This is a genomic window from Gordonia sp. IEGM753 (assembly GCF_050321825.1).
Classification (GTDB): Bacteria; Pseudomonadota; Gammaproteobacteria; order Pseudomonadales; family Pseudomonadaceae; genus Aquipseudomonas.
Genome location: NZ_JBNQGB010000001.1, coordinates 247,352 through 271,650 on the forward strand (window position 1 = coordinate 247,352; position 24,299 = coordinate 271,650).

Sequence of the window (24,299 nt, forward strand, 5' to 3'; positions counted from 1 at the left end):
CCTCGAAACCGAGTGAAGATTTTGTATTGGGAGCGCGCTGGCTCTTTCATTACCTGTATACAGATTTCGTCCCATTGACCACGCGACTTCCCAGAACCTATCGCGCATTAGGTTGAACAACGGTTGCTGGTGGTTATCGCACTGGATCATCGGCTAATATTTTGACCGGGTGCTAACTTTTGTAGAGACAACCAAGGAAAAGAATAATATAAGTTATTGTTAGTTTAGGATTATGTTTACTCAAGAGTTTGGTGTGAGGCTCTAAAATGAATCCCCTCAACAGACATTTGTGAAAAAAATTCCACGAAGTAATCGAAAAATTCATTAGAGTAAAATTAACATGTTTGTACTTTGTGAGCTCTATTGATTGTATCCATAGTTTGTGCGTGTAAGGTGGTTTCATTTAAAAGACCACTTGGTATGCCCAAGATAACTCGTGAAAACTGGGAATATAACGCCGATAGCATGGGAGATTTCATTAACATAAGAACCAACACCCGCTGCTGGTAAGATGTAATAAGCTAGCCCCATGCTAATTAACCAAGTTTGCAGAGCGGCGCCAAGATTAACAAGTACAAAAAAAGCGGCAGAATGATGTATAGGTTGTTCTGATTCATTAAACACAAAAAATCTTGCCAGAATGAATGCAGTGACCATTCCAGTAATATATGCAAGGATCACCGCGATGGAAAAACTAGTCCATTGGTTGTAAAGTAAACGAGATCCAAAGTTTACTATTGCCGCCGTTCCTCCTGCTATGAGAAAGATAAAAAACTGTTTAGTTAAAAACTTATTAATCACAGTACCGCGTCCTTCGCCAGTTTTCTTCCATAATCAATACTCTCAGAGATGCCACGATCTTCTGGATAATAGTACGATGTATCGGCCACCCAAAGTCCCCCTATAGGAAGTTTCGCAGGTGGAAGTGTATCAAGATATCCAGGCTCGCAGATTGGTTGGGCATAGCGGTAGCGACTAGCACGTATATCAATAAAGTCTTCGTCGGATAATTCGGGGTTGATTTTTTGTAAATACGAACGGACCTTGCCAATGAAGTTTTCATTCGGCTCGGCGAATTTAGGATGTTCGCTTGGAATATAAAACGGCACATATACAATATGGTGGCCGAGTGGTCGAAGATTTGTATATTCAACTAGACCGGGAATATCCATATCAGGATCGTTGGTGTTTAACCAGAAGTTTTCTGTTACGGCTTTACGAAGTTTAGCAATAACACAAACAACTGCGATATTTTTTATTGTGCTGAATTTTTTTAGTACGTCGGAAGGGAGCTGCGGTATAATTGATGGAATGTAAGGTAAAGGTATGGTGCTCACAATTTTATTGAATTGTAAAATATCCCCATCTACTTCAAGTCCACGGACTTTATCATCTTCGATAATGACTTTTTTAACAGCCGATTTAAGGCGAATTTCTCCGCCATTAGCTAATATGTAGTCGCGCATCGCGTTTAGTAGAGTTTCGGAACCACCCTCCAAGTAACCTAGCTTTTCGCTGAACAAGCTATAACGTGATCGACCTATGCGCCGGATACGGCTCCAGATCCAAGCAGCGGACAGATTGTCTTTATAATCATAAAATTTGTAATCAAAAAGCCTGCGCCATAGGACTTCATATGCCTCTTTTCCAACCCAGCGTCGGATCCAACCTATCGCTTCGACATGGTCCAGCGGTTTCCAGTTATCCCGTTTTGTTGATAGAAACGCATGCAAACCATAACGAAACTTGGCCACGAGGCTCAACCCCCGAAACCTAAGCAACGCTAACGGGTTACCCCATGGTTGTAGCTCATTGTTATACCAATAGCCCATTTTTGTTTCGACCCACCGCATTTGGTCGGCCAAATCAAGCTCTTCTAACACTTTGAGGAATGCATGATCTGAAATACAGTGGAAATGATAATAACGTTCGATGCATAAACCGGAGAAATCAAATGCTGCGGTCATGCCCCCGATGCGATCATCGGCTTCAAAAACTACTGGAGTATAACCGTCACGTGATAGCTGATAAGCGACAGCAAGCCCCATGGGACCCGCACCTAACACTGCAATACGATTGTCCATTATTAAAACTCCAGGACTATTTTGCTGTAAGTTGGGTCATTAAATGTTTCGTCAATGGCATCCGAAAATTTAGTGTAGTTTACTCCAAATATTTTAGGCCAATCAATTACTTCAAATTCGTCTTTGGCACTCAGCGCCGAGAGTTGTTGTGTTGTAAATGGCGGAGTTTTGTCAAAAAGCGACCAAGTCCATATCATAAAATAAAATAAATTATATGGGATTTTTGCAATGACGGTCCGCGCCTTTGTAGCGCGCCTAATTTCTTTTATAATATCTATGTAGTCAACCTTCTCGTGTCCTGAAATATTGTAAACTCCATTATGTGCACGATTTTCTATACAGCTAATAATCACATTACAAAAGTCCCCTACATATAGAGGCTGGCGCATATAACGTCCGTTTCCTGGAATTGGGAAAATTGGAACTTTTTTCATGAGCCGGGATAACCATCCCAAGTGCTTGCGATCAAACCAGCCAAACATTAGTGTTGGACGAAGGATAGGGCATAAAATTCCGCTTTCAACAACCATTTGCTCCTGCGTTTTTTTTGTTTCAGTATAATAATCTTCAGCTATCGACTCGACAACTGACGAACTTATATGAACCAAAAAGGGGGCGCCACACGATTTGATCGTATCAAGGATAAGGCGTGTTGCGTTCACATTGTTTTGCACAAACTCTTGGTAATCGTTACCACCGATTTGCGCTTGCAACATAACTATGATGTTTGCATCGGAAAAATGCTTTTGCCACTCGCCTGGTTTAGCTAGGTCTGCAAATTCCACTGTGATATCTGGGTGCAGCTTCGCAAGAATTTTTATATTGGCTTTATGCTTATCGAGGATAACAATATTTTTGTAACCTCTAGTCTTAAGCCTTGCGACTAAATTCTGACCAACCAAACCAGCGCCACCCGGAAGAACAATTTTATCTTTCATAACGTAATTCCGCTATCTAATCTGTTGAGGCAATAAATCAGCCTTTGTAAGGTCGTATAGTGATTGAAATTTTGAATCAGAGAGAAAGCCTTTTAAAAATTATACTTGGGATCATTCGTATAACAAACATTACAGCCGCCCAAATTCCGGGGGTATAGAGAGTATCAACGTTTTTCTGAACTCCTCTAATGATTTGCAACGCCACCTTGTCTGGGCTAGCTACGAGACGAGGAGGCAATGACAACTCTTTTGTCATCGGGGTGTCAACGAAGCCAGGCTTGATCGTCATCACATGCACACCTACTTTAAAGAGCCGGACTCGTAATCCTTCGCAAAACGTAGAAACTGCTGCTTTTGCCGTACCATAAAGATAATTTGATTGACGACCTCGGTCCCCGGCAACGGAGGAGATGACAGCTACAGTGCCACATCGCTGTAACTCAAAATGATTAGCCAGCAAGGTCAGAAGAGAGATGACGGATGTGCAATTAGTAATAAATTGCTGCAACGCGGTGTCTACATTCTGCTCACATGCTTTTTGATCGGGAAGGGTTCCGTGAGCTATGAACGCAATATCGATCTGCCGAAAAGCTAATAAACATGCATCCAGCATTTGACCGTGCGCGAAAAAATCAGCAGCGTCCATAGTATAAGTTGTTACATTTTTTGCGCCGCGGACCTTCAAATCTACAGCGGTCTGCTGCAGTTTTTCGTCATTACGGCCAACCAAAAAAAAATTTGCGCCTTGCTCGGCCCATAAACGCGAACAAGCGATCGCTATCGCCGAATTTGCGCCTATGATTAGAATATTTTTCATTTCATAACTCTCTGCCAAAAATGGGAGACTAACGTTGGATCGCGCATTGATTCAAGATGCTCCCACTCAGGATATGCTTGGCGGAAATCCGCGCCTTTCATATGCGCGTCTTTTGCTGGATATAGACGGCCACCCGACAAGCGGACAATTTCATCTAGTTGATCGAATAATTTAGCTAATTTTGAACTCTGCGGAAAATCTAATGCAAGCGAAGTCCCTGACAATGGGAAGGACATTAGTCCTGGCGACTGGATACCACCGCATCGTTTTAGCACCGCCAAGAAAGATCCCTGACCGTGAACAGCGATAGATTTTAGTAATTCAGCTACCGCTACTTCAGCATTTTTATCCGGTATTACACATTGATATTGCTGAAAACCACTTCGTCCGTAAATACGATTCCAATTAAGGATTCGATCCAAGGGGTAGAAGAACGACGAATAAGTCTGACGTTGTTGTTTAGAGTTTTGTGGATGCAAGCGCCAATAGGCTTCGTTAAAAGCGCGCAGGGAATAGTTATTAACTATTGATATGGTTGGTGTAAATGGAACATTAAAATTATTTGAATGCTGTACTGTAAGAGACCCGAATCGGGAATGATCGCCCACAATGTAAATACCACGCCCCAAATTTTTGCCGGATGCAAGACAGTCGATCCAAGCGACACTATACTCATGCTTTTCATCAAGCTCTTTAGATAACGCGAAAAACTCCCTCAAATTGTCGAAGCGCACTACGTGGCTATCTATAAAGCTTGAGCTGATCGGGCTTAATTGAATTTCAGCATAGGTGATAATTCCCGTCAGTCCAAGTCCTCCAATCGTTGCTGCGAACATATCGACGTTTTCGGAAGGGGAGCAATTCATATACCCAACATCACTTCTTATGAGGCCAAATCCGCGTAGGTGATTACCAAATGTTCCCTTTGAATGATGGTTTTTACCATGTACATCGTTAGCGATTGCTCCACCAATTGTAGCGAATTGGGTTCCCGGGGTTACAGAAAGGAACCATCCTTTCGGTATCGCTACAGCAAGTACCTCCGCCAAAGTCACACCAGCCTCTGCGACTATAATCCCTGTTTCCCAATCAACGCGCAAAAAACGATTCAAGTTACGCGTCACTATTACTTGATCTGTTAACGCCAGACAACTATCACCATAGCTACGACCGTTTCCATATGGAAGCGTCGTTTTATATTTAGCTACTACGGTACTTAATAAACAACTTACCTCGCTACGCCAGTAACATTCGTTTGGAGTCTGGGATATATTCGGGTAACGTCCCCATGATTTCAATAAGGATTTCATGTTGCTATCCAAAAAACCAGGCAAAATAAAGCACCAACAGAGAGGCTGATACGGTCTCGGATTGCAAATACCACGGGATCATCATGCATCTCACCTCGATGGGTGAGCATCCATATTCGAGTTATCCAAAAAAGTAACAAGGGACATGCTAGCCATATAACTTGTGGGTGCGCATACAATTCACCTGTGGCTTGATCATGGATGTAAAGTGCTAGAACCATAACAGACAGATAACCAGAAGATGCACCCAAAGATGAGATCATCTCTAGATCGCTAGGGTAGTAACCTCGGCCCCGCGTTTTTTCACTATCACCCTTTTTTCGTGCTTCCTTCAACTCTGCGAAACGTTTTACTAGTGCCAGACTCAAAAACATAAACATGGAAAACGCGAGCATCCAGAACGTCAGGGCAATACTTAAGGCTGCTGCTCCTGCAATAATCCGGATGGTATAAAGCAATGCCAGTACGATGACATCAATCGCAAGTTGCCTTTTCAACACTAGTGAATAAGCTAAGGTTAAAATGTAGTATGCAGCAAGAACAAAAACGAACGCCCCTGGTAACAATAAGAGTGAACCGCCGAAAGAAATTAATAAAAGTGTAGGAAAGGCGACAAGGCCTGAAACGATAGACAATTTTCCTGATGCAAATGCGCGCTTACGCTTAGTACTATGATGCCTATCGTCTGAAAGATCTAATAAGTCATTCAATAAATATACGCTGGATGCGCACAGTCCAAATAAAACGAATGCAATTACTCCTTCAACTAGTAAGTTAAGGTCGGACAATCGATGTGCCGCCAATAACGGTACAAATATAAGTACATTCTTCATCCATTGATGTATGCGCAGTGCTTTTAACCAGTCTTTTGGAGATGATGAATTGGACTGGATAAGCTTTTTTACATTTCCTGTCGCGCGCGCTTTGCGCTCTACGCCACGTTCTGGATTCACAATATAGGCTTCCCTGGCCGCAGCCCAAACCACTATATCGTCCTTCGAGTTACCTGCGTAATCAAAGCCATTTTCCCCGTAGATCTTAACTAACAGATCGCGCTTTCGATGAGCTGACAGGTTACATCCACCATCACTTGCTAGGACGTGATCAAAAAATTGGAGGTGTGAGGCGATCTTCTCGGCAAGTGAGCGGTGGCTAGCCGTAGCCAATACGATAGTTCTACCTTTCCTCTTTTCTTCTTTAATGAACTCGATGACCAATGGATCATACGGAAGGATAGTTACATCAACGTCCGTGGAAGTAGCGAGCTTCTCTTTTAGCGCTGCTTTACCCCTCATTAGCCAAGAAAGGGGCTTGAATAACTCAAGTGGTCTGTGCCTGACGAAGGAGAGCGCCGTCTCCAAAAGCAAGTCGGAGCGTAGCAACGTTCCATCGAGATCAATAACGAGTGGGATTTTAATTACGGTCAAAATAACTTCCCTAAAATCTTGCCTGCGAACATAGGCCTTCGATATAAAAGCAGAAAATAGGCGCTATTTTATACTCATTTGCTACCCGTAAGCCATAGCTTAAGGGCTAAAAATACGAATTCATTGCGCTCTCAAAAGCTCTAAAAAAGAAGGTACACCTCACTCTCTACTGTGGGTAGTGGTAAGCCAAATATAGCTTGATCGAATAAAATCACTTCAATTTTGAGGACTCCTGCGTACCGTAACATGGAGCCCTCAACCTACTTATACGTGCTATGGCACGTTTTTTAGTCCGTAATTAAGAATCGACGGTAGAAGTAAATTGCCGTCATCAATATATTGACTATCACCTGAAGCCAGCAAACTATTAGTGCGAGCTTTGAAGTACTTGCAAAATGAACTCCACATAAAATAACGAGTGCCGCGAACGGTTGCCATCCATGAACTAGCGAAACTGCAGGATAACTAAAAACGCATGCAAGAAGTAGGCTGGATCCACCGCATATCAATAATGCTTGCTTCAAATGATAAGGTTCGTTCCAGCAAAAAAAATTGTACTTTTTTACATTAGTAGAGATTAAAGCGGACCCCGCCATCATTATAGAAACAGCAAAAAATAACGTACCAACCGCTCCTGCAAGATTTAATGAGCTTGCTGTATAAATGGACGTAAAATGTGTTTCAAAGGAAAGAAGGTGAGTGGGAAGCGTTGCGTTCATAAGGTTGGCCACTCGCGGCCATACAAATTGGAAAGGGGATACATGCGCTGAGCTAAAATTTTGCGAGATTAGATCAGAGGAGCCGCCAACGTAATATTTAATCCAAATAAACCAAGGAGAGACAAAAAGGGAAAATGAAAGTCCAATAGCAAAAATATTTGATAGTTTCTTGAAAAAACCTTCTGGGCTTTTAAATATCAAGAAAATACTAGATGCAACTATTAAATAGCCAACGGCATAAGGATGGGAAAGATATGCGAGTGCTAACAGTACTCCTGTCAAAACACCATTTTTATATTTTTGAAAAGTGAAAATTGAGGTTATTATGAAAAAGCCGGCTAAAGATTTTGGCCAAGTGAACATCGTTTGAAAAATGAAATAGGGACTGGATGCAAATAAGAGTAATAATAGCGCGCTACTGCGACGGCTAAAATTTTCTATCTGAGTGGACATCAACCCAATACCCAAAAATAGACAGGCATTCAGGAAAACGCCCACACCAAGAAATATAGAAAATGCGGCCTCGTCACGTAGTAGTACTCTGAAGTCCGGCCATTGTGTTGAAACGTATTCATACGTTGGCAGATGCTCCATCGACTTTGGAGACCGCAGTGCCGAGCGTATAGGAAGCGTTACCAAGCTAACGAGTATAGGTCGATTAGCAACGTGCTGACCTGGTAGAATAGGGCTGTTCTCCTTAAAAGAAATATCTTTAGCTAAATATTCCTCTACGACAAATGGAACAACATTATCCGCAGGTAAATTGCCAGTAATAGATTGTATTTTTACAGGCAATACATGTTCCTTGTTAACGTAAGCTCCGTCGGGGAGATTTTCTTTCAGTGGGTATTTGAAGCTGGTTAAAATTAATATAGCAATTCCAAAAAAAAGAAAGCCGCCTATTATCACGAAGCTGTTAGGTGATGGCTTTGCTAAATCTGGGTTCCTTAACAATAGTAAGGTTTTAAACGCCCCTAATAATAATGGTGCAATAATTGCTGAAAGTGATATTACATGCCTAAGGTGTGAAGGTAATAGTGATACTATAAAGCCAACTACGGCTAAAAAGATTACTGAGGCAACGACAGCGAAACTACTTGCTTCGATTAGACCGAAGGATGATCCTGTCTTTCTTCGATAGCTTATCGCCCAAGGTACAAATCCGATAAAGACAATCAGTGCCATTATCGTAAAAGCGCTGAGAGCGTATCTTAATTCATAGAGTTCAATCATCATTTATCAGCCATTCAGCCATTATGGTTATTTATATAGAGAAGCATTGACTTCGCGCGGTTGGCATATGTGTGGTCTTTTAAGGTTCTTGCCTGTGAGTTCTGCGCAATTATCTTGCGTTTAGAAGGATCGTCGCGCAACTCCTCAACTATATTTTTGAGTTCGATAGGAGAGTCAAATAGCAAGATTTCACTCTGAGGGTGATAATATTGAGCTATTTCTAGGCCTTCGACATAATAGCATTGAACACTACCTGCCATGGCCGCCTCAAAAGTACGCGGACCAGGGGTAGATGAGTCTAACTGATACTTTCTATTCGCAAGATTATGACGGCGACCTAAATTTAATGTTATGAGCGATTTGTTATATAACTTGGACATTGAATCATTAGGCACGCGTATATTTTTAGCAGAGACTAGACTATCTGGCCATTCAGCGCCTAGTATATTTACGTTAAAACTAGAAAGGTGGTCTTGACTATCTAAGAGAAATTGGACTCTGTTTGGAAACCCAACACCGCAAAAGAATACTTCTCGATCCAAGGAAGTACTTACATCAAGAAAGTGTGATTCTCTGTCTGCTGCTAGTGGGAGGTGGTGAACATTTTTATGATTTATATGTTCTACAGCCCACTTATCATTTGAAAATATATAATCCGCATAATTATATATTTTAAAGTTAAGATCGAATTCATAAGGGTCATCATGCAGCCAGAATGCTAACGCTGTGCAACTGCTAGAACAATAATTCCTAAGTTTTGAATAGTCGCAACTCTCTGGCATGCAAGACCCAAAGACAACAATTAAGTCTGGCCGGAATAGTTCTGCAAGTTCACTCGCGATATCGAGTGAACCACAAGATACTTGCTCGTCACCAAGAATTTCACGAAATCCATTCGCAACGTAATTGCGCAATATCGCATTGTTGTTAATTCGGTCGGGTGAAGCACCACAAATTAGTACTTTCAATTTAGAATCGCCTGGCGATGTATCGGATGCTCACACGCACCGCCGACTTAAAGCCGTGGCGCTTGCAATACTCAAAGAAATGCGAGCTTAAACCTATTATTTGGTGACGGAATCTTCTTAGAAGGCTGAGCCTACCTACGGAGTTGTTTATTTCTGAAAATGCCCAAGTCGTTGCAATAACTGGCGATAAGTGATTGGCATTGAAAGGCTCCCCACAATTCATTTCGCTCTTCAGTAGCTTTGGAGTTGCGACGCTTTCATACAGCATCTTCAAGTCATGAATATGTTGTTCCGGCCTCGCAATGGGTTTGGTCTCTTTGCTCTGCCCCATGAAATGTAGCATTGAGGGTTGTTCCAGGATTCTGTGAAGAACGGTGAATAGCTGACCTTCGGAGTTCGCCGCAATTTTGAAGCCATTTATACCGTCTATAACTCGCTCTCCCAGAGCCCCAATGTCGCTAACTATTGGCACCAGCCCGCAATCCCAAGCCTCCGACAGTGTTAGGCAGTATGTCTCCGGCCAAATCGATACATGGAGGGATACATGGCAGCTATATACTGCTTTTGGGATTTCACCCGGCTCGAATCCGCCATGCACAAAAACCTGAGGATATTTTTTATCGTCGTTTAGCTCTAAGTAATCCCCGTCGACTCTTCCAAAGATATGGAATTCTACAGCAGATTTTTCCAATAGCGGGATTACCCTACTTATAATATCGCCACCTTTATGTCGGGAAAAATTCCCAAGTATGGCCACTTTTATTGGCAAAGTCCGCTGGTTAGCTATTTCGGTAAAATCTATTTTTTTATCAGTAGGTACCGGAATGATTTTAGTATTTTTATGGTTGTATATTGCCGGGTATATCTTGGCTGTGAGATCGTAACTGCCTTTGGTATTGAATATTACCGAATCTGTATATGAAATGAGTTGGTCCCACACTGCTCTTCTCGTCGATTGACTACCCGGAGCAATCTGATGCGTTTTCCAAAGGCAGACGTCACACTGGGCTTGGGATATTTTGTCTGGTTCACAATAGTTGCCCTTAAATGAAAGTAATGTAAACCTATGGCATATTGCGAAGTAATCGTGAAAAGTCATTACTGAGGGCACGCCTAGTGCTTTGCATACCCTGATTAAACTAGGTACATGTCCAATTAAGTGGTGGAAGTGGACGGTCGAAACCCCGTAGCGCTCTATTATCGAAACAAAGGCCTTGTCTCTTTCGGAGCAGGATATTTTCCAGGGGGAAAGAGCTTCGGAAAAATTAAATCTTTCAACTATTTCGCCCGAAACGTTGGTTAGGATCGTATCCGGGACTTTTCTTAGGCATGGTGAGTAGAATAATATCTCGTACTTCTCTTGTAATACTTTACTAATGTTTTGTAAATAAACTTCTACTCCTCCAAAATTTCCATTCGCAACCACGTTGTGGACAACAAAAAGTAAGATCGGCTTAGAATTTTGGGTTTGCAATTCTGACAAACTGGTGTTCTTAATACTGATTGAATTTAACTCTGTAAGAACTTGTGCCGCTCTGTGCTCGTAACAATGATGAAGGAGCGCCTTTTTTTGAGCTGCTGATGCTATGTTATTACGAAGCTCCGGACTGGCGCGTAAAGTTTTTATAGATTTAATGAGATCTACAGCATTGTCGAAATATATAAATTCCTTGCCAGGTTCGAAGTAATCAGCAGCCTCTTCTATTTTCCTTTGGACGAGTTGTACTGTCCCAGCTAGTGCTGCTTCGAAGAGGCGAGGCGGAGGTGTTTCGGCAAAATCATTATCACCAGATGCCGAAAATACTCTTGGGAGTACAAGAGTAGCGACGCTTAAGTTAGCGAATCTAGCAAAGTCGACAGGGGATGTACGCCAATTTAATTGGCTCGTAGGTAATGGTAGATCTACCTTTGGTAGGTGCTCATTTGTCGGTAATGCGATTTTAGCTTTGATTCGATTGTCATCCCAATTTGAACCAAGCATTTCTCTTATTAATTCAACTCTATTTGGCCATGCAGTACCTGCAAAGAAAACATCATATCGAAGCGCTGCTGGATCTTCCACAGTTGGAATGAAGTGAAAAGGTACCGCCCCAGCCAAGGGCAAGTGACGTCCTTTCGCACCATATGCCGGCACGGAGGCAGAATCGTTGGTAAATACAAGGTCGAAGAGGCCTGCGTTTGCAACGTTAACACTCAGCTCATATGGATCTTCCGTAACCCACAAAACTGATTTATCGCAAATTTTCGCAAGCTTAGAGCAAATTGATCGGTTTAGTTCTTCACCATCGAATGCAAAAAATAAATTGCACTTGTTTTGTACCGCCAAGGAAACAGCGTCATGCAGTTCAGCCTTTACTACAAGTTCCACATCTGTGCAGTCAGTTAGCGCACGGTATAGAGCAAGGCAAATGTAATGATTGGGATTGCTACTTTTCGTATCAATTAAAATAATTCTGTACTTTGTCACTTAGCATTTCCTTGGCGTGCTGAATTTTCAACGCTTTACTAAAGATATGAACTTCCTCAGAGGCGCAGTCAGTTTCCACGACGTCGAGTTCCTAATTGATTCAATACGGATCTCTTCTTCATGCCTAATGCGCTCCACTTCATTTGCACCAACTTCTTTGAGGTGATTTATTTGAGCATTAAGTTGAGCGATTTCTAGTTCTAAGTGGCTAATTCGTTGAGCGGCTTGCGATAGCTGGTAGCGTAACGCTGGAACTTCACCAAGTTTTGAATATAAACTTCTAATAAAGTGACAGTCTTCCTCTGGGCTATCGCAAAGCGCTTTCATGGCTTCGTTCTGTTGTGGTCCTACCAGTAAAATGCCAAGGCCATGATAGTGGTCGAATTGGAAGTTTGGATACTGCTGTGTTATCTCATCCCAGAAACGCCATACGCCAAACCCAGCGTCCCTCACATTGATATCATGGAAGATAACGACCGCTCTATCTGAAAGTTTATTTTTCCAAGTTTTAAAGTCATGGCTTACTGCTTCATAAGTGTGAAACCCATCAATATGAAGTAGGTCAATAGTGCCGTCAGAAAACTCGTTTGCTGCATCGTCAAATCGTTGTCGTATCAGCCTTGAAAAACCAGCGAAATGCTGATCGTTGTACGAAGAGATATCAAAGAATACATTATCTTTGTAAAATCCGGCATGATCGTCGCCCTCCCATGTATCCACAGCATAGCATCGAGTATTTATTTTCCCCTCCACCGCTGATTGGCAAAATGCAAAATATGACATTCCTAAGTGAGTACCCAATTCAACGAAGGTGCGGGGTTTTTGCATTTGCATCAACCAAGCTGCAAACGGTACATGTCCTGTCCACGCGCTGAGTACATTGTGATTTGGGGCAATCAGCATTGAATTGTTAATTAATAAGGAGCTATCGATAACTTTCATTTGGGATACCAATATTTGTGTACGTGTTTACAATAATCACGATGTGGATTTATAGAGTTCAACTGCACGCATTGGCAGGCCAATTAGACCTCCAACATCGGAAATACCTTGAGCTTTAATAATAAGTGCATCGTGAATCCATTGTAGCTGGGTATGCTCTTGCTGAGTTCCGTCTGCGATTGCTATCGATAGGGTATAATCGCCATCAGGAAGCGCAGGGAATAAAAATTCGAATGTTGCATGAATCTGTTCACCCGAACTACACGTTGACCCAATGCCTTCATTCGAACCGAAGGTATTGGTTCCAAATAGTGTCTGACCAAGACGATCCCTTATGAAGAAACCTATGATGGGTGACAACACATCAATTTCTGCATTAACACTTATTTTTAATATCACTACCGAATGATGTTTTGCGCGAGTTACAGTTTTTCCTTCTTCGTTTAAAAAAATTGCTTCAGTTACTTTTGCACCACCAGTTCCAAAACCTTGTTCTGAAGTTCTAAAAGGTAAGAACCAGAGAGTAGCGCCGTCCCCTTTGTCTGTATAATCGGTCGATTCTTCATTTGTCTCTTTTAAAATGTCGGCAACAGACAACGCTTTGCTTCCACCTTGACCTGACTCTATTATCTCTGCTAAATAAGCATCACATATGTTTTTGGCAGGGCCTGTTGCAACATGGATGCCATTTCTCAACCAGATTGCGCGGGTGCACAACGCTTTTACTGCTGCAGTATCATGGCTTACGAAAAGCACTGTTCCGTTAACCATAAAGTCCCGAAGAAATCTCATACACTTTTGGGTAAAAAACGCGTCTCCAACAGCTAATGCCTCATCGATGATCAGGATCTCTGCGTCTACATGCGCGATTACAGCGAAAGCTAATCTGACAAACATACCACTGGAGTAAGATTTAACTGGCTGATCTATAAAATTTCCAATGTCTGCAAACGCAGCTATCTCCTCAAACCGCTCGGTTATTTGCGCTGGTGTCAGCCCGTATAGTGAAGCAGCCAGGTAGACATTTTCTCTCCCAGAAAACTCAGGGTTAAATCCCGCACCTAATTCTAATAGTGCGGCGATTTTTGCGTAAGTATTAACCGCTCCTGAGGATTGGTTCAACGTTCCGCAAATTATTTGCAATAATGTCGATTTTCCACTGCCGTTGCGCCCAACGATGCCGATTGTTTCGCCTTTTTTTATCTCGAATGATATGTCTTTAAGTGCCCAGAAGTCTGTTGAGTATTTTTTCCTGCCGAATGAGAACATTTGGAGGAGCCGATCTCGTGGCTTCTCATATATTTGATAACATTTATCAACGTTTTCCAGTTTTATTACTACTTCAGAGCACATCAGCGAAACCTTTTCTGGTTTTCTGGAACCACATAAAGCCTAGGCAAGCGAAAACTCCGGATATCATTAGATTAAGGAGAAACCAGCCAATATTGGGCACCGTTTCAGAGATCAGTATCTCTCGGACTTGTTCAATCACGGAAGTCAAAGGATTAAGATGCATTACGAGTTGGAATTTCTCTGGTAGAGCGCTTACCGGGTAAAAGATTGGCGAAAGAAACATAAGCATCGTAATGAATACTCCAATAATCTGTCCCACATCTCTCAAGTAGACACCAAGTGAAGCTAAAAACCAAGAAATGCCGAGAGACATTAGCACCAGTGGGAGTATGACAATCGGGAACAGCAGTAGAGTAAAGTGGAGGTCTCCTAGAAATAACAGATAGAATATTAACCATACTAGAAAGCTAACAAAGGTGTGGAAAAGAGCTGCTCCGATGCTTACGTAGGGAAGTATTTCAAGTGGGAAAATTACCTTTTTTACATAGTTTCCATTTGCGATAATCAAATTTGGCGCGCGGCCAATACATTCTGAAAAAAAGTTAAATACCATGAGTCCGGCAAACAAGATGAGAGCAAACTCGGCTTTAGACCCTGTGCCTCCACCCCATTTTGTTTTAAATACAACACTAAATATAAATGTATAGACGATGAGCATCATCACTGGTGTAAGGAAAGACCACAGTAAGCCTAGCGCGGAGCCTCGATATCGGCCAATGACTTCTCGCTTAATTAGCGCAATTCCTAAGTTGCGATTTCTCCATAGACTGGAAACCATTTCTACAGGTGAAATACTAAACTCTTTCATTTCTAATTCAGTTCCGCACTTGTGTCGCGTTGGGTGTAAGGGGCGTCAGCGGATTGGTGGCCTGGTGTTTGAGGCCATGTAACTCAATCGCGAAGACACTTTCATTCCGTATGTTGGTCCATTCATGAGTCGACATGTGATGGTCGACAGTCTCAGCAAAGGATTTCGCCAAGAAAGGAATGCAAATGTATCTGGGGACGTAGTTCATTCCTACATGGGCCTGCAGCGCGTTTTTTGCTAGAGTCAGTTTTTTTGCAATTTTATCTAATTGAGAATTGTTCTCTTGCATTTTCCTTGAATGCTTAATGGCACGGCTTTTAGATCTCGTAACGGATCCATACGTCGGATATTTTTTTAGGAAGCATTCGGCAGCGCCAAGCAGTTCGGGCCCGAGTGGAATAGGGTCAGCGTTCCCAGAACGTGCCGTTTTCATTTATAGGTAGTCTCCGTCTACATTCGTTTGGGTGCTAGGTGCTAGGTGCTAGGTGCTAGGTGCTAGGTGCGGGGAGAATGCCAGTCCATCTGCACCCCATAGAGCATCGTAATTTGATGCTTCTCATCGATCTCTACCAACAATTTTTGGTTGCTGGCGTGTAGAAAAATTTGTTTCGCTTTCCAGTTCGCGACTTCAACCCTCTGCACGCTCGTCACCCTTCGTTTCGGACATTTCGAGGCTTTTTTGCGGCAGATATTTTGTCGCTAAATGGGCTAGCTTACAAGCAAATGGTAGGAATCTGTGAGCGCGGGCATCGACATAGCTCCAAATTTTGACTTCGGAAACTGATTTTTCCGAATTTCATCTGATTAGCGGCTGGACAGCTCTGTATTCCTTTCCTTTTCAGGCTACAGGTTTACTGTATGCCTAGGGGGGGCGATATAGGAGCCCTCTTTCCTACTAACTCGCTGAGCGCGTCGATTTGTTCAAATTCTCTTGAAAATTACGGACAAACAGAGAGCAGCATTCCCAAGAAGCGTTTGTCTGTGAATACCAAGTCTTAATATAAGGAATACCCTTTTCCTAAGTCCTTCATTTCTAGCGGTTCTGAACGTGTCCAGAATTGCCCTGTTTTCTTCACTCAAATAGTCACGCATGTGACCTAGAGCGAGAACGTTTTTGCTATTCCATTCAGAGTGAAGGCCTTGAGTTACCATCCATAAGTGGTGTAATTTTTTTCGCCATTTTTTTTTGTTTCCAATAATATTATTTGTGTGTTGACGATATAGTACTCTCGGTACGCTATCGTAGTGAACGCTCCCCCCAGCACCAGATATCAGTTGATAGGCCCACCAGTCGTGCGATACAACACCTACGTTCTTATTCGTTTGCTTCAGCAAGTCTAGAGATTTCTGATTGAATACCATGGTGTTCCCACCGCTTATGCTTTGTACCAATGCGTTGAGGAATTGTGGGCGTCGTCTATAGTTTTTTGAATAGCCTATAGAAACGCCTGACTCATCGATCAATTGCGTTCGACTGCAGTAAAGGGAAGGAATACTACTGCATTTTTCTTTTAAAATTGTCAATGCTACTTCAATTTTGTCAATAGTCCAAATGTCATCTTGGTCAGCCCATGCATAATATTGCGCGTCGAAATTGACAGAACGAGTTATATGAAGAAAATTTTCAACGTATCCTTGTTTGGGGCCCTCAATCACTCGGAGTCGCTGTGAACCTAGCCTTTCTGAGTATTCAGATAGTATTTCTAAAGTGCCATCCATCGAACCGTCATCTGACACTAAGATATTCCAATTTTCATGTGTCTGTTCGCAAATCGAATCTAGTTGTTGTCTAAGAAATCGCTCGCCGTTAAAAGTACACATAAGTATGCTTACCAGTGGCAGAGTTTGATCGGGAATTGGATCGCCCTTACTCCCTTGTTTAAAATTTTTATCGTTATACAATCCTGTGACTTCCATTTTGTAAATTAGCGAATTGATCTCAATATAGATCAGATGGTTGAGTTGTATACGCCAAGAAAAAAAATATCATAAACTGTTTAAGGCCCTGTGGGCATTGTTCGCAGCTAAGTATCGTCTCGAAGCTGAAGGGGTGATTTCGCTTCTTCTCTAACGCGGCGCATTCGCTTTCCGGCAACCCCATTTTATCGTATGCACGGCGCTGGGGGGGAGAGTCAGGCGATCGTACGTAACGCCATTGCTACATATTTCGTTGTGTACGACATCTCTATAGCCCCTATTTTTTCACTTGCGTACAATGTCTGAGCAGAAATGCAAGCGAATGCATTCAGGTGAGGGAGCAAAAATCCAGTGGTAGAGGGTGTTATGGATAAAATTAGGTCTTCTTTGCTAGCGCTCCCTCGCCGAAAGAAGCGACTTCTTCAGGTGGGAACGGACATTGCGCTGGTTTGGCTCGCCCTGTGGCTTGCCTTCATGGTGCGTCTCGGCATCGATGACATGTACAACCCGTTCCGGGTGCATTTGTGGCTTTTCATCAGCGCCCCGGTCATTGCCATCCCACTCTTCATCCGCTTCGGCATGTACCGTGCGGTCATGCGCTATTTCGGCAACGATGCGCTCGTCGCGATCATCAAAGCCGTCAGCCTGTCATCCCTGATCTTGGCACTCGTCGTCTACTGGTACAGCAACCACGAAGCCGTGGTGCCGCGTTCTATCGTCTTCAACTACTGGTGGCTCAGCCTGGTGATCATCGGTGGCCTACGCCTCTGCATGCGCCAGTATTTCATGGGCGACTGGTTCGCGGGCTCGCAGCATGCGCCATTCACCAACCGTGACGATGGTCTCACCAAGGTCGCGATCTACGGTGCCGGCGTTGCGGGCAATCAGCTCGTCGCGGCACTGCGCATGGGGCGGGTGATGCGTCCGGTGGCGTTTCTTGATGACGATACCAGCATTGCTGACCGTTCTATCGCGGGCCTTCAGGTGTACAAGCCCAAGCATATCCAGCAAATGATCGACGAAACCGGGGCGCAGGAAATTCTCCTGGCGCTGCCGTCGTCGACGCGTGCGCGGCGTCGGGAAATTCTTACGCTTCTGGAAAGTTACCCGTTGCACATCCGCAGTGTGCCTAACTTCACCGACCTGGCCAGCGGCCGGGTGAAGGTCGAAGACATTCAGGAAGTGGACATCGCGGATTTGCTGGGCCGTGATTCGGTGCCGGCGCAGCCGGATTTGCTGGAGCGCTGCATCAAGGGCAAGACGGTGATGGTGACCGGCGCTGGTGGTTCGATTGGTGGGGAGTTGTGCCGGCAGATTTTTGCGTTGGGGCCGACCACGCTTATCCTGTTCGAGCACAGTGAGTTCAACCTTTACAGCATTTTGTCGGAGCTGGAGCAGCGTGGCTGCCGGGAATCGCGTCCTGTGCGCTTGTTGCCGATTCTGGGTTCGATACGGCACCAGGACAAGCTGCTGGATGTGATGAAAACCTGGAAGGTGGACACGGTTTACCACGCGGCGGCGTATAAGCATGTGCCGATGGTTGAGCACAATATTGCGGAAGGTGTGCTGAACAATGTGATCGGTACGCTGAATACGGCTCAGGCAGCGTTGCAGTCGGGCGTTTCTAACTTTGTACTGATCTCGACCGATAAGGCTGTTCGTCCGACGAATGTGATGGGCAGCACCAAGCGTCTTGCTGAATTGACGTTGCAGGCGCTGAGCCGTGAGATTGCGCCAGTGTTGTTCGGCGACAAGGCTAACGTGTCGCGGGTTAACAAGACCCGGTTCACCATGGTCCGTTTTGGCAATGTGCTGGGGTCTTCCGGTTCGGTGATTCCGCTGTTTCATAGCCAGATCAAGTCGGGCGGGCCGTTGACGGTGACTCACCCGAAAATTACTCGTTATTTCATGACCATCCCGGAAGCGGCGCAACTGGTGATTCAGGCCGGTTCCATGGGGCAGGGCGGTGATGTGTTCGTGCTCGATATGGGCGAGCCGGTGAAGATCGTTGAGCTGGCCGAGAAGATGATTCATCTGTCCGGTTTAAGTGTGCGCTCGGACAAGAATCCGCAGGGCGACATTTCCATTGCGTTTACCGGTTTGCGTCCTGGCGAGAAGCTTTACGAGGAGTTGCTGATTGGCGACAACGTTTCGGCCACGCAGCATCCGATGATCATGAGCGCTAAAGAGGATCATTTGTCCTGGGACGTGCTCAAGGGGCGATTGGCCGAGCTGCTGATAGCCGTCGATGAGGATGACTATTCGCGTGTGCGCCAACTTCTGCGCGAAACGGTGAGCGGTTACACCCCTGACGGCGATATTGTTGACTGGATCTACCAGCAACGTCGCCTCGAACCCTGATTGTTTCACATCCTGTAACTGACACATTTTTGACAGGCTCCAGACATGGCCTACTTTTGGGAGGCAGCTTCGGAAAAGCTGCTTTCCCAATCGATGTCATGGAGCTTCATTTATGCGTACTGGCTATGTCTACTCTCTGGTTTTTGCTTTGCTGACCAGCCTCTCATTTGGCGCATTTGCTGCGCCGGAAGTTAAAACCGGCACCGGCAAGGCACCTGTGGTGGTGCAAGTCTCGGCCAATGCGCAATCCGCCAAGGTCAATCTGAACAGCGCGGATGCGCCGACCTTGCAGCGTGAGTTGCTGGGGGTAGGCGAGGCCAAGTCTCAGGCGATTATTGCTTATCGTGAGAGTAATGGCTCGTTCTCGTCCGTAGATGAGTTGCTGGAAGTGAAGGGGATTGGCAAGGCGATTCTGGATAAGAACCGTGAAAAGCTCGAGGTGAACTAAGCTGTAAGTCAGCACATAAGGCCGGTCATTGACCGGCCTTTTTCCGTTATGCCGCAAGGTAAATGAGTGTGCACCTTTCGTCGGCGCATAAAAAATTACAGCTATCATATTCAGTTTAGATTATGCCTATAATTCATTCCTGTTCTGTCGAGGCGTCCTGATTTCCAGGCGTTTGCCTTCCACAGTTATTGCCCAGGAGCACTGTTATGAATTCTGTTCAAACTCAAGGTACGGCCCTCGTTACAGGTGCTTCTTCCGGCATCGGTGCGATTTACGCGCAGCGCTTGGCGGCGCGGGGTTTTGATTTGTTGCTGGTGGCCCGTGATCAAGAACGCTTGGAGGCGGCGGCGAGCAAGTTGCGCGCCGAGTATGGCGTTCAGGTGGAAGTGCTGAAGGCTGACCTGACGCAGAAGGATGATGTATTGAAGCTCGAGCAGCGTCTGCGCAGTGATTCGAGTATCAGCTTGTTGCTGAATAACGCTGGGGTTGCAGCCGATGGTTTGCTGGCCAATTCGGACCTCGATCTGCTGGAGCGTTTGATTCAGTTGAACATCACCACGGTGACGCGGTTGGCATCGGCGGCGGCAGCCGGTTTTGCCAAGGCCGGTCGCGGGACGATTATTAATATCGCCTCGGTGGTGGCTTTGTTTCCCGAGCGTTTCAACGCTACTTACAGCGCGAGCAAGGCTTATGTGTTAAGTCTGAGCCAGTCGTTAAACGCTGAATTGGAGGGTACAGGGGTCAATGTGCAGGCCGTTTTGCCAGGCGTAACGCGCACCGAAATCTGGGAACGCTCCGGGATAGACGCTTCGCGTATTCCCGCAGAAATGGTGATGGACGCGGGAGAGATGGTTGATGCGGCGTTGTCGGGCCTCGATCAGGGGGAATTGGTGACCATTCCTTCGTTGCCGGATGCTGGCGAGTGGCACGCCTTTGTGGCGGCTCGGCATGTGATGGCGCCCAATTTGTCCAAAAGCACAGCCGCCTCGCGCTATAAGTGAGGCGCAATGAATCGGCTTGAGGTATTTGCGGAATGAGTGATCGTCGAATAGTTGTAACGGGTATGGGCCTGGTGTCGCCGCTGGGTAGTGGCGTCGAGGCGGTGTGGGCGCGTTTGCTGGCCGGCAAGTCCGGTTTGCGCAATTTGCCGGACGAAGTGGTTGCCGACCTGCCGGCCAAGGTCGGCGGTGCGGTGTTGTCATTGGCGGATGATGCCGAGGCCGGTTTTGATCCGGACCGGGCGACGCCGCCCAAAGAGCAGAAGAAGATGGACCGTTTCATCATGTTCGCCATGGAAGCGGCACGTCAGGCGCTGGAGCAGGCCGGTTGGCAGGCGACGGATGCGAACGCTCAGGAGCGCACGGCCACCATTATCGGTTCGGGTGTGGGTGGTTTCGGTGCGATTGCCGATGCGGTGCGCACCACGGACACTCGCGGTCCTCGGCGTTTGTCGCCGTTCACCATTCCCTCGTTTCTGGTCAACCTGGCCGCAGGGCATGTGTCGATTCAGCACGGTTTCAAAGGCCCTTTGGGTGCTCCGGTGACTGCCTGCGCTGCGGGCGTTCAGGCCATTGGCGATGCGGCGCGGCTGATTCGTTGCGGCGAAGCGGACATCGCCGTGTGTGGCGGTGCGGAAGCGTCGATTGATCGCGTCAGCCTTGCCGGGTTTGCGGCTGCTCGGGCCTTGTCGAGTGGTTTCAATGAAACACCTGAGCGCGCGTCGCGGCCGTTTGATCGTGATCGCGATGGTTTTGTCATGGGCGAAGGCTCGGGCCTTTTGGTGATCGAATCGTTGGAGCATGCCTTGGCTCGTGGTGCGCAGCCGCTGGCGGAGTTGATGGGTTACGGCACCAGCGCCGATGCTTATCACCTGACCGCTGGCCCTGAAGATGGCAGCGGGGCGCGCCGGGCGATGTCACTGGCGTTGGCTCAGGCCGGAATCACTCCGGGGCAAGTGCAGCATTTGAACGCACATGCGACCTCGACGCCGGTTGGCGATCTGGGGGAATTGGCGGCGATCAAGTCATTGTTTGGGGCTGACAACAAGATTGCGGTGACGTCCACCAAGTCGGCGACCGGGCATTTGCTGGGTGCGGCCGGCGGGATCGAGGCGATCTTCACCTTGCTGGCGATTCGCGACCAGGTGGTGCCCGCCACGCTCAACTTCGACAATCCTGACCCGGCAGCCGAAGGCGTGGACATTGTTCACGGTCACGCGCGGCCGATGGCGATCGAGTACGCACTGTCCAACGGCTTCGGGTTTGGTGGGGTGAATGCGAGTGTACTGTTCAAACGCTGGCAGGGCTAAGGTCGGGGTTGTTTGAGAAATTCGCGGTTCACGTCGAGAATCCGTTGCGCCAGCTCCGGGTTTTCGACACTGCGTGAAAGCAGCAACGCACCGACCAATGCAGACATGATCACGATGCTGCGGTCGGTAGCGTCCTCACCGTCGAGGGTGCTGCGGACTTGCTCCAGCCTCGCATTCAGAACCTTGTCAGTGGTCGGGCTCGGTTGACCGCGCAAGCCAAGCTCCGAAGACATGGTCGGCAGCGGGCAGCCTTCATGCGGCGACGTTTGATGCCACTCGGACAGGTAACTGTCGATGAATGTTTCCAGCGGACGCTCACCCGCAAACAACAAGGCGCAGAGCGCGTCCAGTTCTTCCTTCGCTTCCTGCAAGGCTTTTTCCACCAGTTCGTCCTTCGACGAAAAGTGTGAATAAAAGCCGCCGTGAGTTAAACCCAGTGCTTTCATCAACGGTTGCAGACCGGTGGCGCCAATGCCGTCGCGGCGAAAACGTACGGAGGCTTCCTTGATGATGCGTTTATGGGTGTGAGCTTTGTGATCCTGTGAATAACGCATGTGTAATCTCCGCGACAATTCACCATATTAACCACGGAAATTTAAATGGTGACTGTACTTTCACTTCCAGCAAGTCAGACGCCTGCTTTGAACTCGCGTCAACGTCCTGCATCAGATGGCACGAATAGTGATTACTCCGTTCAATCATTGATCGAGGAGTCGTGCCATGTTCAAAGATTATCCGGCGGCCTATCAAGTCAGCAAAGGCTCGGCGTTGCAGGTCGACACTGCTTTTTATGAGCGAATTCGCGACGCCCGGGACGCGCGCACGCTGATCGAGCAGTTCGAGGTGCCGATTCGTACGGGCCGTGCCTGGCATGTGCCGGCGGGGCATGTGTTTCGGGTGACCACACCGGTCGGGCCACAGGTCGGGGATTTTAATGTGTGGAATGCCCACGATCCGCGAGAGCGTTTGTGGGCCTCGCGTACCCGGCAGTTACAGGGCGCTCATGTCAGCACCCATGATCGGCTGTGGTCGAACCTGCCTTTTTTGCGCCCGTTGGTGACCATCACTGATGACAGCCTGGCCGCTTATGGCATCGATGAGCATGGTGGCCGCCTGCACGATTTGCTCGGCACTCGCTGCGATCCCTACGTCAACAAAATGCTCACCGGCGAGGACTTCCATCATCACTGCCATTCAAACCTGACGCGCGCGGTGCTGCCGCATGGGCTGACCGAGTTTGATGTGCACGACGTGCTGAATATTTTCCAGTGCACGGGCCTGAATCACGACGACATGTACTTCATGAAAGCCTGTCCGGCGCAGAAGGGCGATTACCTGGAGTTTTTTGCCGAGATTGATCTGCTGTGTGCGCTCTCGACCTGCCCGGGTGGCGATCTGTCGCTGGCGATGTGGGGGCCGGATGCGCAGGATCCTTTAAGCGTGTGTCGACCGCTCGGGGTTGAGATTTACCAGTTGGAGGAGTCGTTGCTGGAAGGTTGGAGCCAGCCGGAGCGCGCGGCCTACAAAGGTTTGCATGGCCTGCACATCGCCAAGCCCGATTGGGAAAAGTAAGTGCGCGATTGTGGCGAGGGAGCTCGCTCCCGCTCGGCTGCGCAGCAGTCGCCTAACCCATGCATGGCAATTATTTTAGAGCCGCTGCGCGACTCAACGCGAGCAAGCTCGCTCGCCACAGGGATGGGGGTGTCCGTTAAAAACCCCACCGTTGGGTGAATGCTGTTCACTTAAGCGGTACCCGTAAATTTTGTGGCGAGGTGATTCATCCCCGTTCGACTGCGCAGCAGTTGTAAAACCAGCACACGCGGTGTACCTGCTACACCTCAGCTGCAGCTTTTGGTGCTGCTGCGCAGCCCAACGGGGATGAATCCCCTCACCACAGGGTTCTGCTTGAACGGGGATGAATACCCTCACCACAGAGTTCTGCTTGTCTACAGATCATCTCAGTGAACAGCATTACACCGTTGGGTGGGTTTTTGGGCTTAGCGGTCCTGAGCTTCCTTGGCATCCATTTCCGCATTGCGTTCAGCGACGCGTTTACGTTGTTCTTCGGTCATGTCGACCTTGGTGGCGGTGTCTCGCAGCATCATCAAACCACCAACGATCGAGCCGATTGCAACAACCAGAATCAACCAGGCATACCAGGGCATAAGGCTCTCCTTGAGGACAGGTCGACTGACGGAT

Annotated in this window: 21 protein-coding genes; 5 read left to right on the forward strand and 16 right to left on the reverse strand. The window is 46.7% G+C overall.

The window, feature by feature from the left end; genetic code table 11:
* Positions 1 to 399 precede the first annotated feature (399 nt).
* The 14 genes from ACQR3R_RS01130 to ACQR3R_RS01195 form a co-directional block, all read right to left on the reverse strand.
* Positions 400 to 801: a GtrA family protein gene (locus tag ACQR3R_RS01130; RefSeq protein WP_428270061.1), complete on the reverse strand. Its 402-nt coding sequence runs from the start codon at positions 799 to 801 to the stop codon at positions 400 to 402.
* Complete coding sequence (locus ACQR3R_RS01135; protein ID WP_428270062.1) at positions 798 to 2,084, reverse strand: FAD-dependent oxidoreductase; 1,287 nt, start codon at positions 2,082 to 2,084, stop codon at positions 798 to 800. Before ACQR3R_RS01135 ends, ACQR3R_RS01130 begins: the two co-directional genes overlap by 4 nt.
* Before the next feature lie 2 nt (positions 2,085 to 2,086).
* On the reverse strand, positions 2,087 to 3,022 hold the full coding sequence (locus ACQR3R_RS01140) for an NAD-dependent epimerase/dehydratase family protein (protein WP_428270063.1): 936 nt from the start codon (positions 3,020 to 3,022) through the stop codon (positions 2,087 to 2,089).
* Positions 3,023 to 3,098: 76 nt separating this feature from the next.
* On the reverse strand, positions 3,099 to 3,839 hold the full coding sequence (locus tag ACQR3R_RS01145) for an SDR family oxidoreductase (protein ID WP_428270064.1): 741 nt from the start codon (positions 3,837 to 3,839) through the stop codon (positions 3,099 to 3,101).
* Positions 3,836 to 5,149, reverse strand: a complete 1,314-nt coding sequence (locus ACQR3R_RS01150; RefSeq protein ID WP_428270065.1) for an FAD-binding protein — start codon at positions 5,147 to 5,149, stop codon at positions 3,836 to 3,838. Before ACQR3R_RS01150 ends, ACQR3R_RS01145 begins: the two co-directional genes overlap by 4 nt.
* Positions 5,146 to 6,576: a UbiA family prenyltransferase gene (locus ACQR3R_RS01155; RefSeq protein WP_428270066.1), complete on the reverse strand. Its 1,431-nt coding sequence runs from the start codon at positions 6,574 to 6,576 to the stop codon at positions 5,146 to 5,148. Before ACQR3R_RS01155 ends, ACQR3R_RS01150 begins: the two co-directional genes overlap by 4 nt.
* 287 nt (positions 6,577 to 6,863) lie before the next feature.
* Entirely contained in the window at positions 6,864 to 8,531 is a 1,668-nt protein-coding gene (locus tag ACQR3R_RS01160) for a hypothetical protein (protein WP_428270067.1), read from the reverse strand.
* A gap of 11 nt (positions 8,532 to 8,542) precedes the next feature.
* Positions 8,543 to 9,496, reverse strand: coding sequence for a glycosyltransferase family protein (locus ACQR3R_RS01165; RefSeq protein WP_428270068.1), 954 nt, complete (start codon positions 9,494 to 9,496; stop codon positions 8,543 to 8,545).
* Position 9,497: 1 nt separating this feature from the next.
* Positions 9,498 to 11,963: a glycosyltransferase family protein gene (locus ACQR3R_RS01170; protein WP_428270069.1), complete on the reverse strand. Its 2,466-nt coding sequence runs from the start codon at positions 11,961 to 11,963 to the stop codon at positions 9,498 to 9,500.
* A gap of 27 nt (positions 11,964 to 11,990) precedes the next feature.
* Positions 11,991 to 12,905: a class I SAM-dependent methyltransferase gene (locus ACQR3R_RS01175; protein ID WP_428270070.1), complete on the reverse strand. Its 915-nt coding sequence runs from the start codon at positions 12,903 to 12,905 to the stop codon at positions 11,991 to 11,993.
* Between the two features lie 36 nt (positions 12,906 to 12,941).
* The gene (locus ACQR3R_RS01180; RefSeq protein WP_428270071.1) at positions 12,942 to 14,258 is read right to left on the reverse strand and encodes a Wzt carbohydrate-binding domain-containing protein; all 1,317 of its coding nucleotides are present in this window, start codon (positions 14,256 to 14,258) and stop codon (positions 12,942 to 12,944) included.
* Positions 14,248 to 15,066 (reverse strand): ABC transporter permease, encoded by an 819-nt coding sequence (locus tag ACQR3R_RS01185; RefSeq protein WP_428270072.1) that lies wholly within the window; start codon positions 15,064 to 15,066, stop codon positions 14,248 to 14,250. Before ACQR3R_RS01185 ends, ACQR3R_RS01180 begins: the two co-directional genes overlap by 11 nt.
* Positions 15,067 to 15,073: 7 nt before the next feature.
* Positions 15,074 to 15,499, reverse strand: coding sequence for a hypothetical protein (locus tag ACQR3R_RS01190; RefSeq protein ID WP_428270073.1), 426 nt, complete (start codon positions 15,497 to 15,499; stop codon positions 15,074 to 15,076).
* A 488-nt stretch (positions 15,500 to 15,987) separates the two neighbouring features.
* The gene (locus ACQR3R_RS01195) at positions 15,988 to 16,968 is read right to left on the reverse strand and encodes a glycosyltransferase (protein WP_428270074.1); all 981 of its coding nucleotides are present in this window, start codon (positions 16,966 to 16,968) and stop codon (positions 15,988 to 15,990) included.
* A 441-nt stretch (positions 16,969 to 17,409) separates the two neighbouring features.
* Between ACQR3R_RS01195 and ACQR3R_RS01200 the strand changes: the two genes are divergently transcribed.
* From ACQR3R_RS01200 to fabF, 4 genes are all read left to right on the forward strand, one after another.
* The gene (locus tag ACQR3R_RS01200; protein ID WP_428270075.1) at positions 17,410 to 19,344 is read left to right on the forward strand and encodes a polysaccharide biosynthesis protein; all 1,935 of its coding nucleotides are present in this window, start codon (positions 17,410 to 17,412) and stop codon (positions 19,342 to 19,344) included.
* Between the two features lie 112 nt (positions 19,345 to 19,456).
* Positions 19,457 to 19,792, forward strand: a complete 336-nt coding sequence (locus ACQR3R_RS01205; protein ID WP_428270076.1) for a helix-hairpin-helix domain-containing protein — start codon at positions 19,457 to 19,459, stop codon at positions 19,790 to 19,792.
* A gap of 206 nt (positions 19,793 to 19,998) precedes the next feature.
* On the forward strand, positions 19,999 to 20,793 hold the full coding sequence (locus tag ACQR3R_RS01210) for an SDR family NAD(P)-dependent oxidoreductase (RefSeq protein ID WP_428270077.1): 795 nt from the start codon (positions 19,999 to 20,001) through the stop codon (positions 20,791 to 20,793).
* A gap of 32 nt (positions 20,794 to 20,825) precedes the next feature.
* Entirely contained in the window at positions 20,826 to 22,100 is a 1,275-nt protein-coding gene (fabF, locus tag ACQR3R_RS01215) for a beta-ketoacyl-ACP synthase II (protein ID WP_428270078.1), read from the forward strand.
* On the opposite strand, the gene ACQR3R_RS01220 is transcribed toward fabF, so the two are convergent.
* Entirely contained in the window at positions 22,097 to 22,654 is a 558-nt protein-coding gene (locus ACQR3R_RS01220) for a TetR family transcriptional regulator (protein ID WP_428270079.1), read from the reverse strand. The two genes, fabF and ACQR3R_RS01220, sit on opposite strands and share 4 nt — an antisense overlap.
* A gap of 166 nt (positions 22,655 to 22,820) precedes the next feature.
* Here ACQR3R_RS01220 and ACQR3R_RS01225 point away from each other — a divergent pair, with 166 nt between their 5' ends.
* Positions 22,821 to 23,672, forward strand: coding sequence for a DUF1989 domain-containing protein (locus tag ACQR3R_RS01225; RefSeq protein ID WP_428270080.1), 852 nt, complete (start codon positions 22,821 to 22,823; stop codon positions 23,670 to 23,672).
* A 425-nt stretch (positions 23,673 to 24,097) separates the two neighbouring features.
* Here the strand turns inward: ACQR3R_RS01225 and ACQR3R_RS01230 are convergent, their stop codons facing one another.
* Positions 24,098 to 24,265, reverse strand: coding sequence for a DUF2897 family protein (locus ACQR3R_RS01230; RefSeq protein ID WP_123406749.1), 168 nt, complete (start codon positions 24,263 to 24,265; stop codon positions 24,098 to 24,100).
* Positions 24,266 to 24,299: the final 34 nt, after the last annotated feature.

What these genes read in the sequence shown, in the direction of transcription:
- ACQR3R_RS01225 (WP_428270080.1), top strand. Translation starts at nt 22,821, where the DNA reads ATGTTCAAAGATTATCCGGCGGCCTATCAAGTCAGCAAAGGCTCGGCG.
- ACQR3R_RS01220 (WP_428270079.1), bottom strand. Translation starts at nt 22,654, where the DNA reads ATGCGTTATTCACAGGATCACAAAGCTCACACCCATAAACGCATCATC.
- ACQR3R_RS01150 (WP_428270065.1), bottom strand. Translation starts at nt 5,149, where the DNA reads ATGAAATCCTTATTGAAATCATGGGGACGTTACCCGAATATATCCCAG.
- ACQR3R_RS01145 (WP_428270064.1), bottom strand. Translation starts at nt 3,839, where the DNA reads ATGAAAAATATTCTAATCATAGGCGCAAATTCGGCGATAGCGATCGCT.
- ACQR3R_RS01185 (WP_428270072.1), bottom strand. Translation starts at nt 15,066, where the DNA reads ATGAAAGAGTTTAGTATTTCACCTGTAGAAATGGTTTCCAGTCTATGG.
- ACQR3R_RS01205 (WP_428270076.1), top strand. Translation starts at nt 19,457, where the DNA reads ATGCGTACTGGCTATGTCTACTCTCTGGTTTTTGCTTTGCTGACCAGC.
- ACQR3R_RS01230 (WP_123406749.1), bottom strand. Translation starts at nt 24,265, where the DNA reads ATGCCCTGGTATGCCTGGTTGATTCTGGTTGTTGCAATCGGCTCGATC.
- fabF (WP_428270078.1), top strand. Translation starts at nt 20,826, where the DNA reads ATGAGTGATCGTCGAATAGTTGTAACGGGTATGGGCCTGGTGTCGCCG.
- ACQR3R_RS01190 (WP_428270073.1), bottom strand. Translation starts at nt 15,499, where the DNA reads ATGAAAACGGCACGTTCTGGGAACGCTGACCCTATTCCACTCGGGCCC.
- ACQR3R_RS01210 (WP_428270077.1), top strand. Translation starts at nt 19,999, where the DNA reads ATGAATTCTGTTCAAACTCAAGGTACGGCCCTCGTTACAGGTGCTTCT.
- ACQR3R_RS01175 (WP_428270070.1), bottom strand. Translation starts at nt 12,905, where the DNA reads ATGAAAGTTATCGATAGCTCCTTATTAATTAACAATTCAATGCTGATT.
- ACQR3R_RS01135 (WP_428270062.1), bottom strand. Translation starts at nt 2,084, where the DNA reads ATGGACAATCGTATTGCAGTGTTAGGTGCGGGTCCCATGGGGCTTGCT.
- ACQR3R_RS01180 (WP_428270071.1), bottom strand. Translation starts at nt 14,258, where the DNA reads ATGTGCTCTGAAGTAGTAATAAAACTGGAAAACGTTGATAAATGTTAT.
- ACQR3R_RS01160 (WP_428270067.1), bottom strand. Translation starts at nt 8,531, where the DNA reads ATGATGATTGAACTCTATGAATTAAGATACGCTCTCAGCGCTTTTACG.
- ACQR3R_RS01140 (WP_428270063.1), bottom strand. Translation starts at nt 3,022, where the DNA reads ATGAAAGATAAAATTGTTCTTCCGGGTGGCGCTGGTTTGGTTGGTCAG.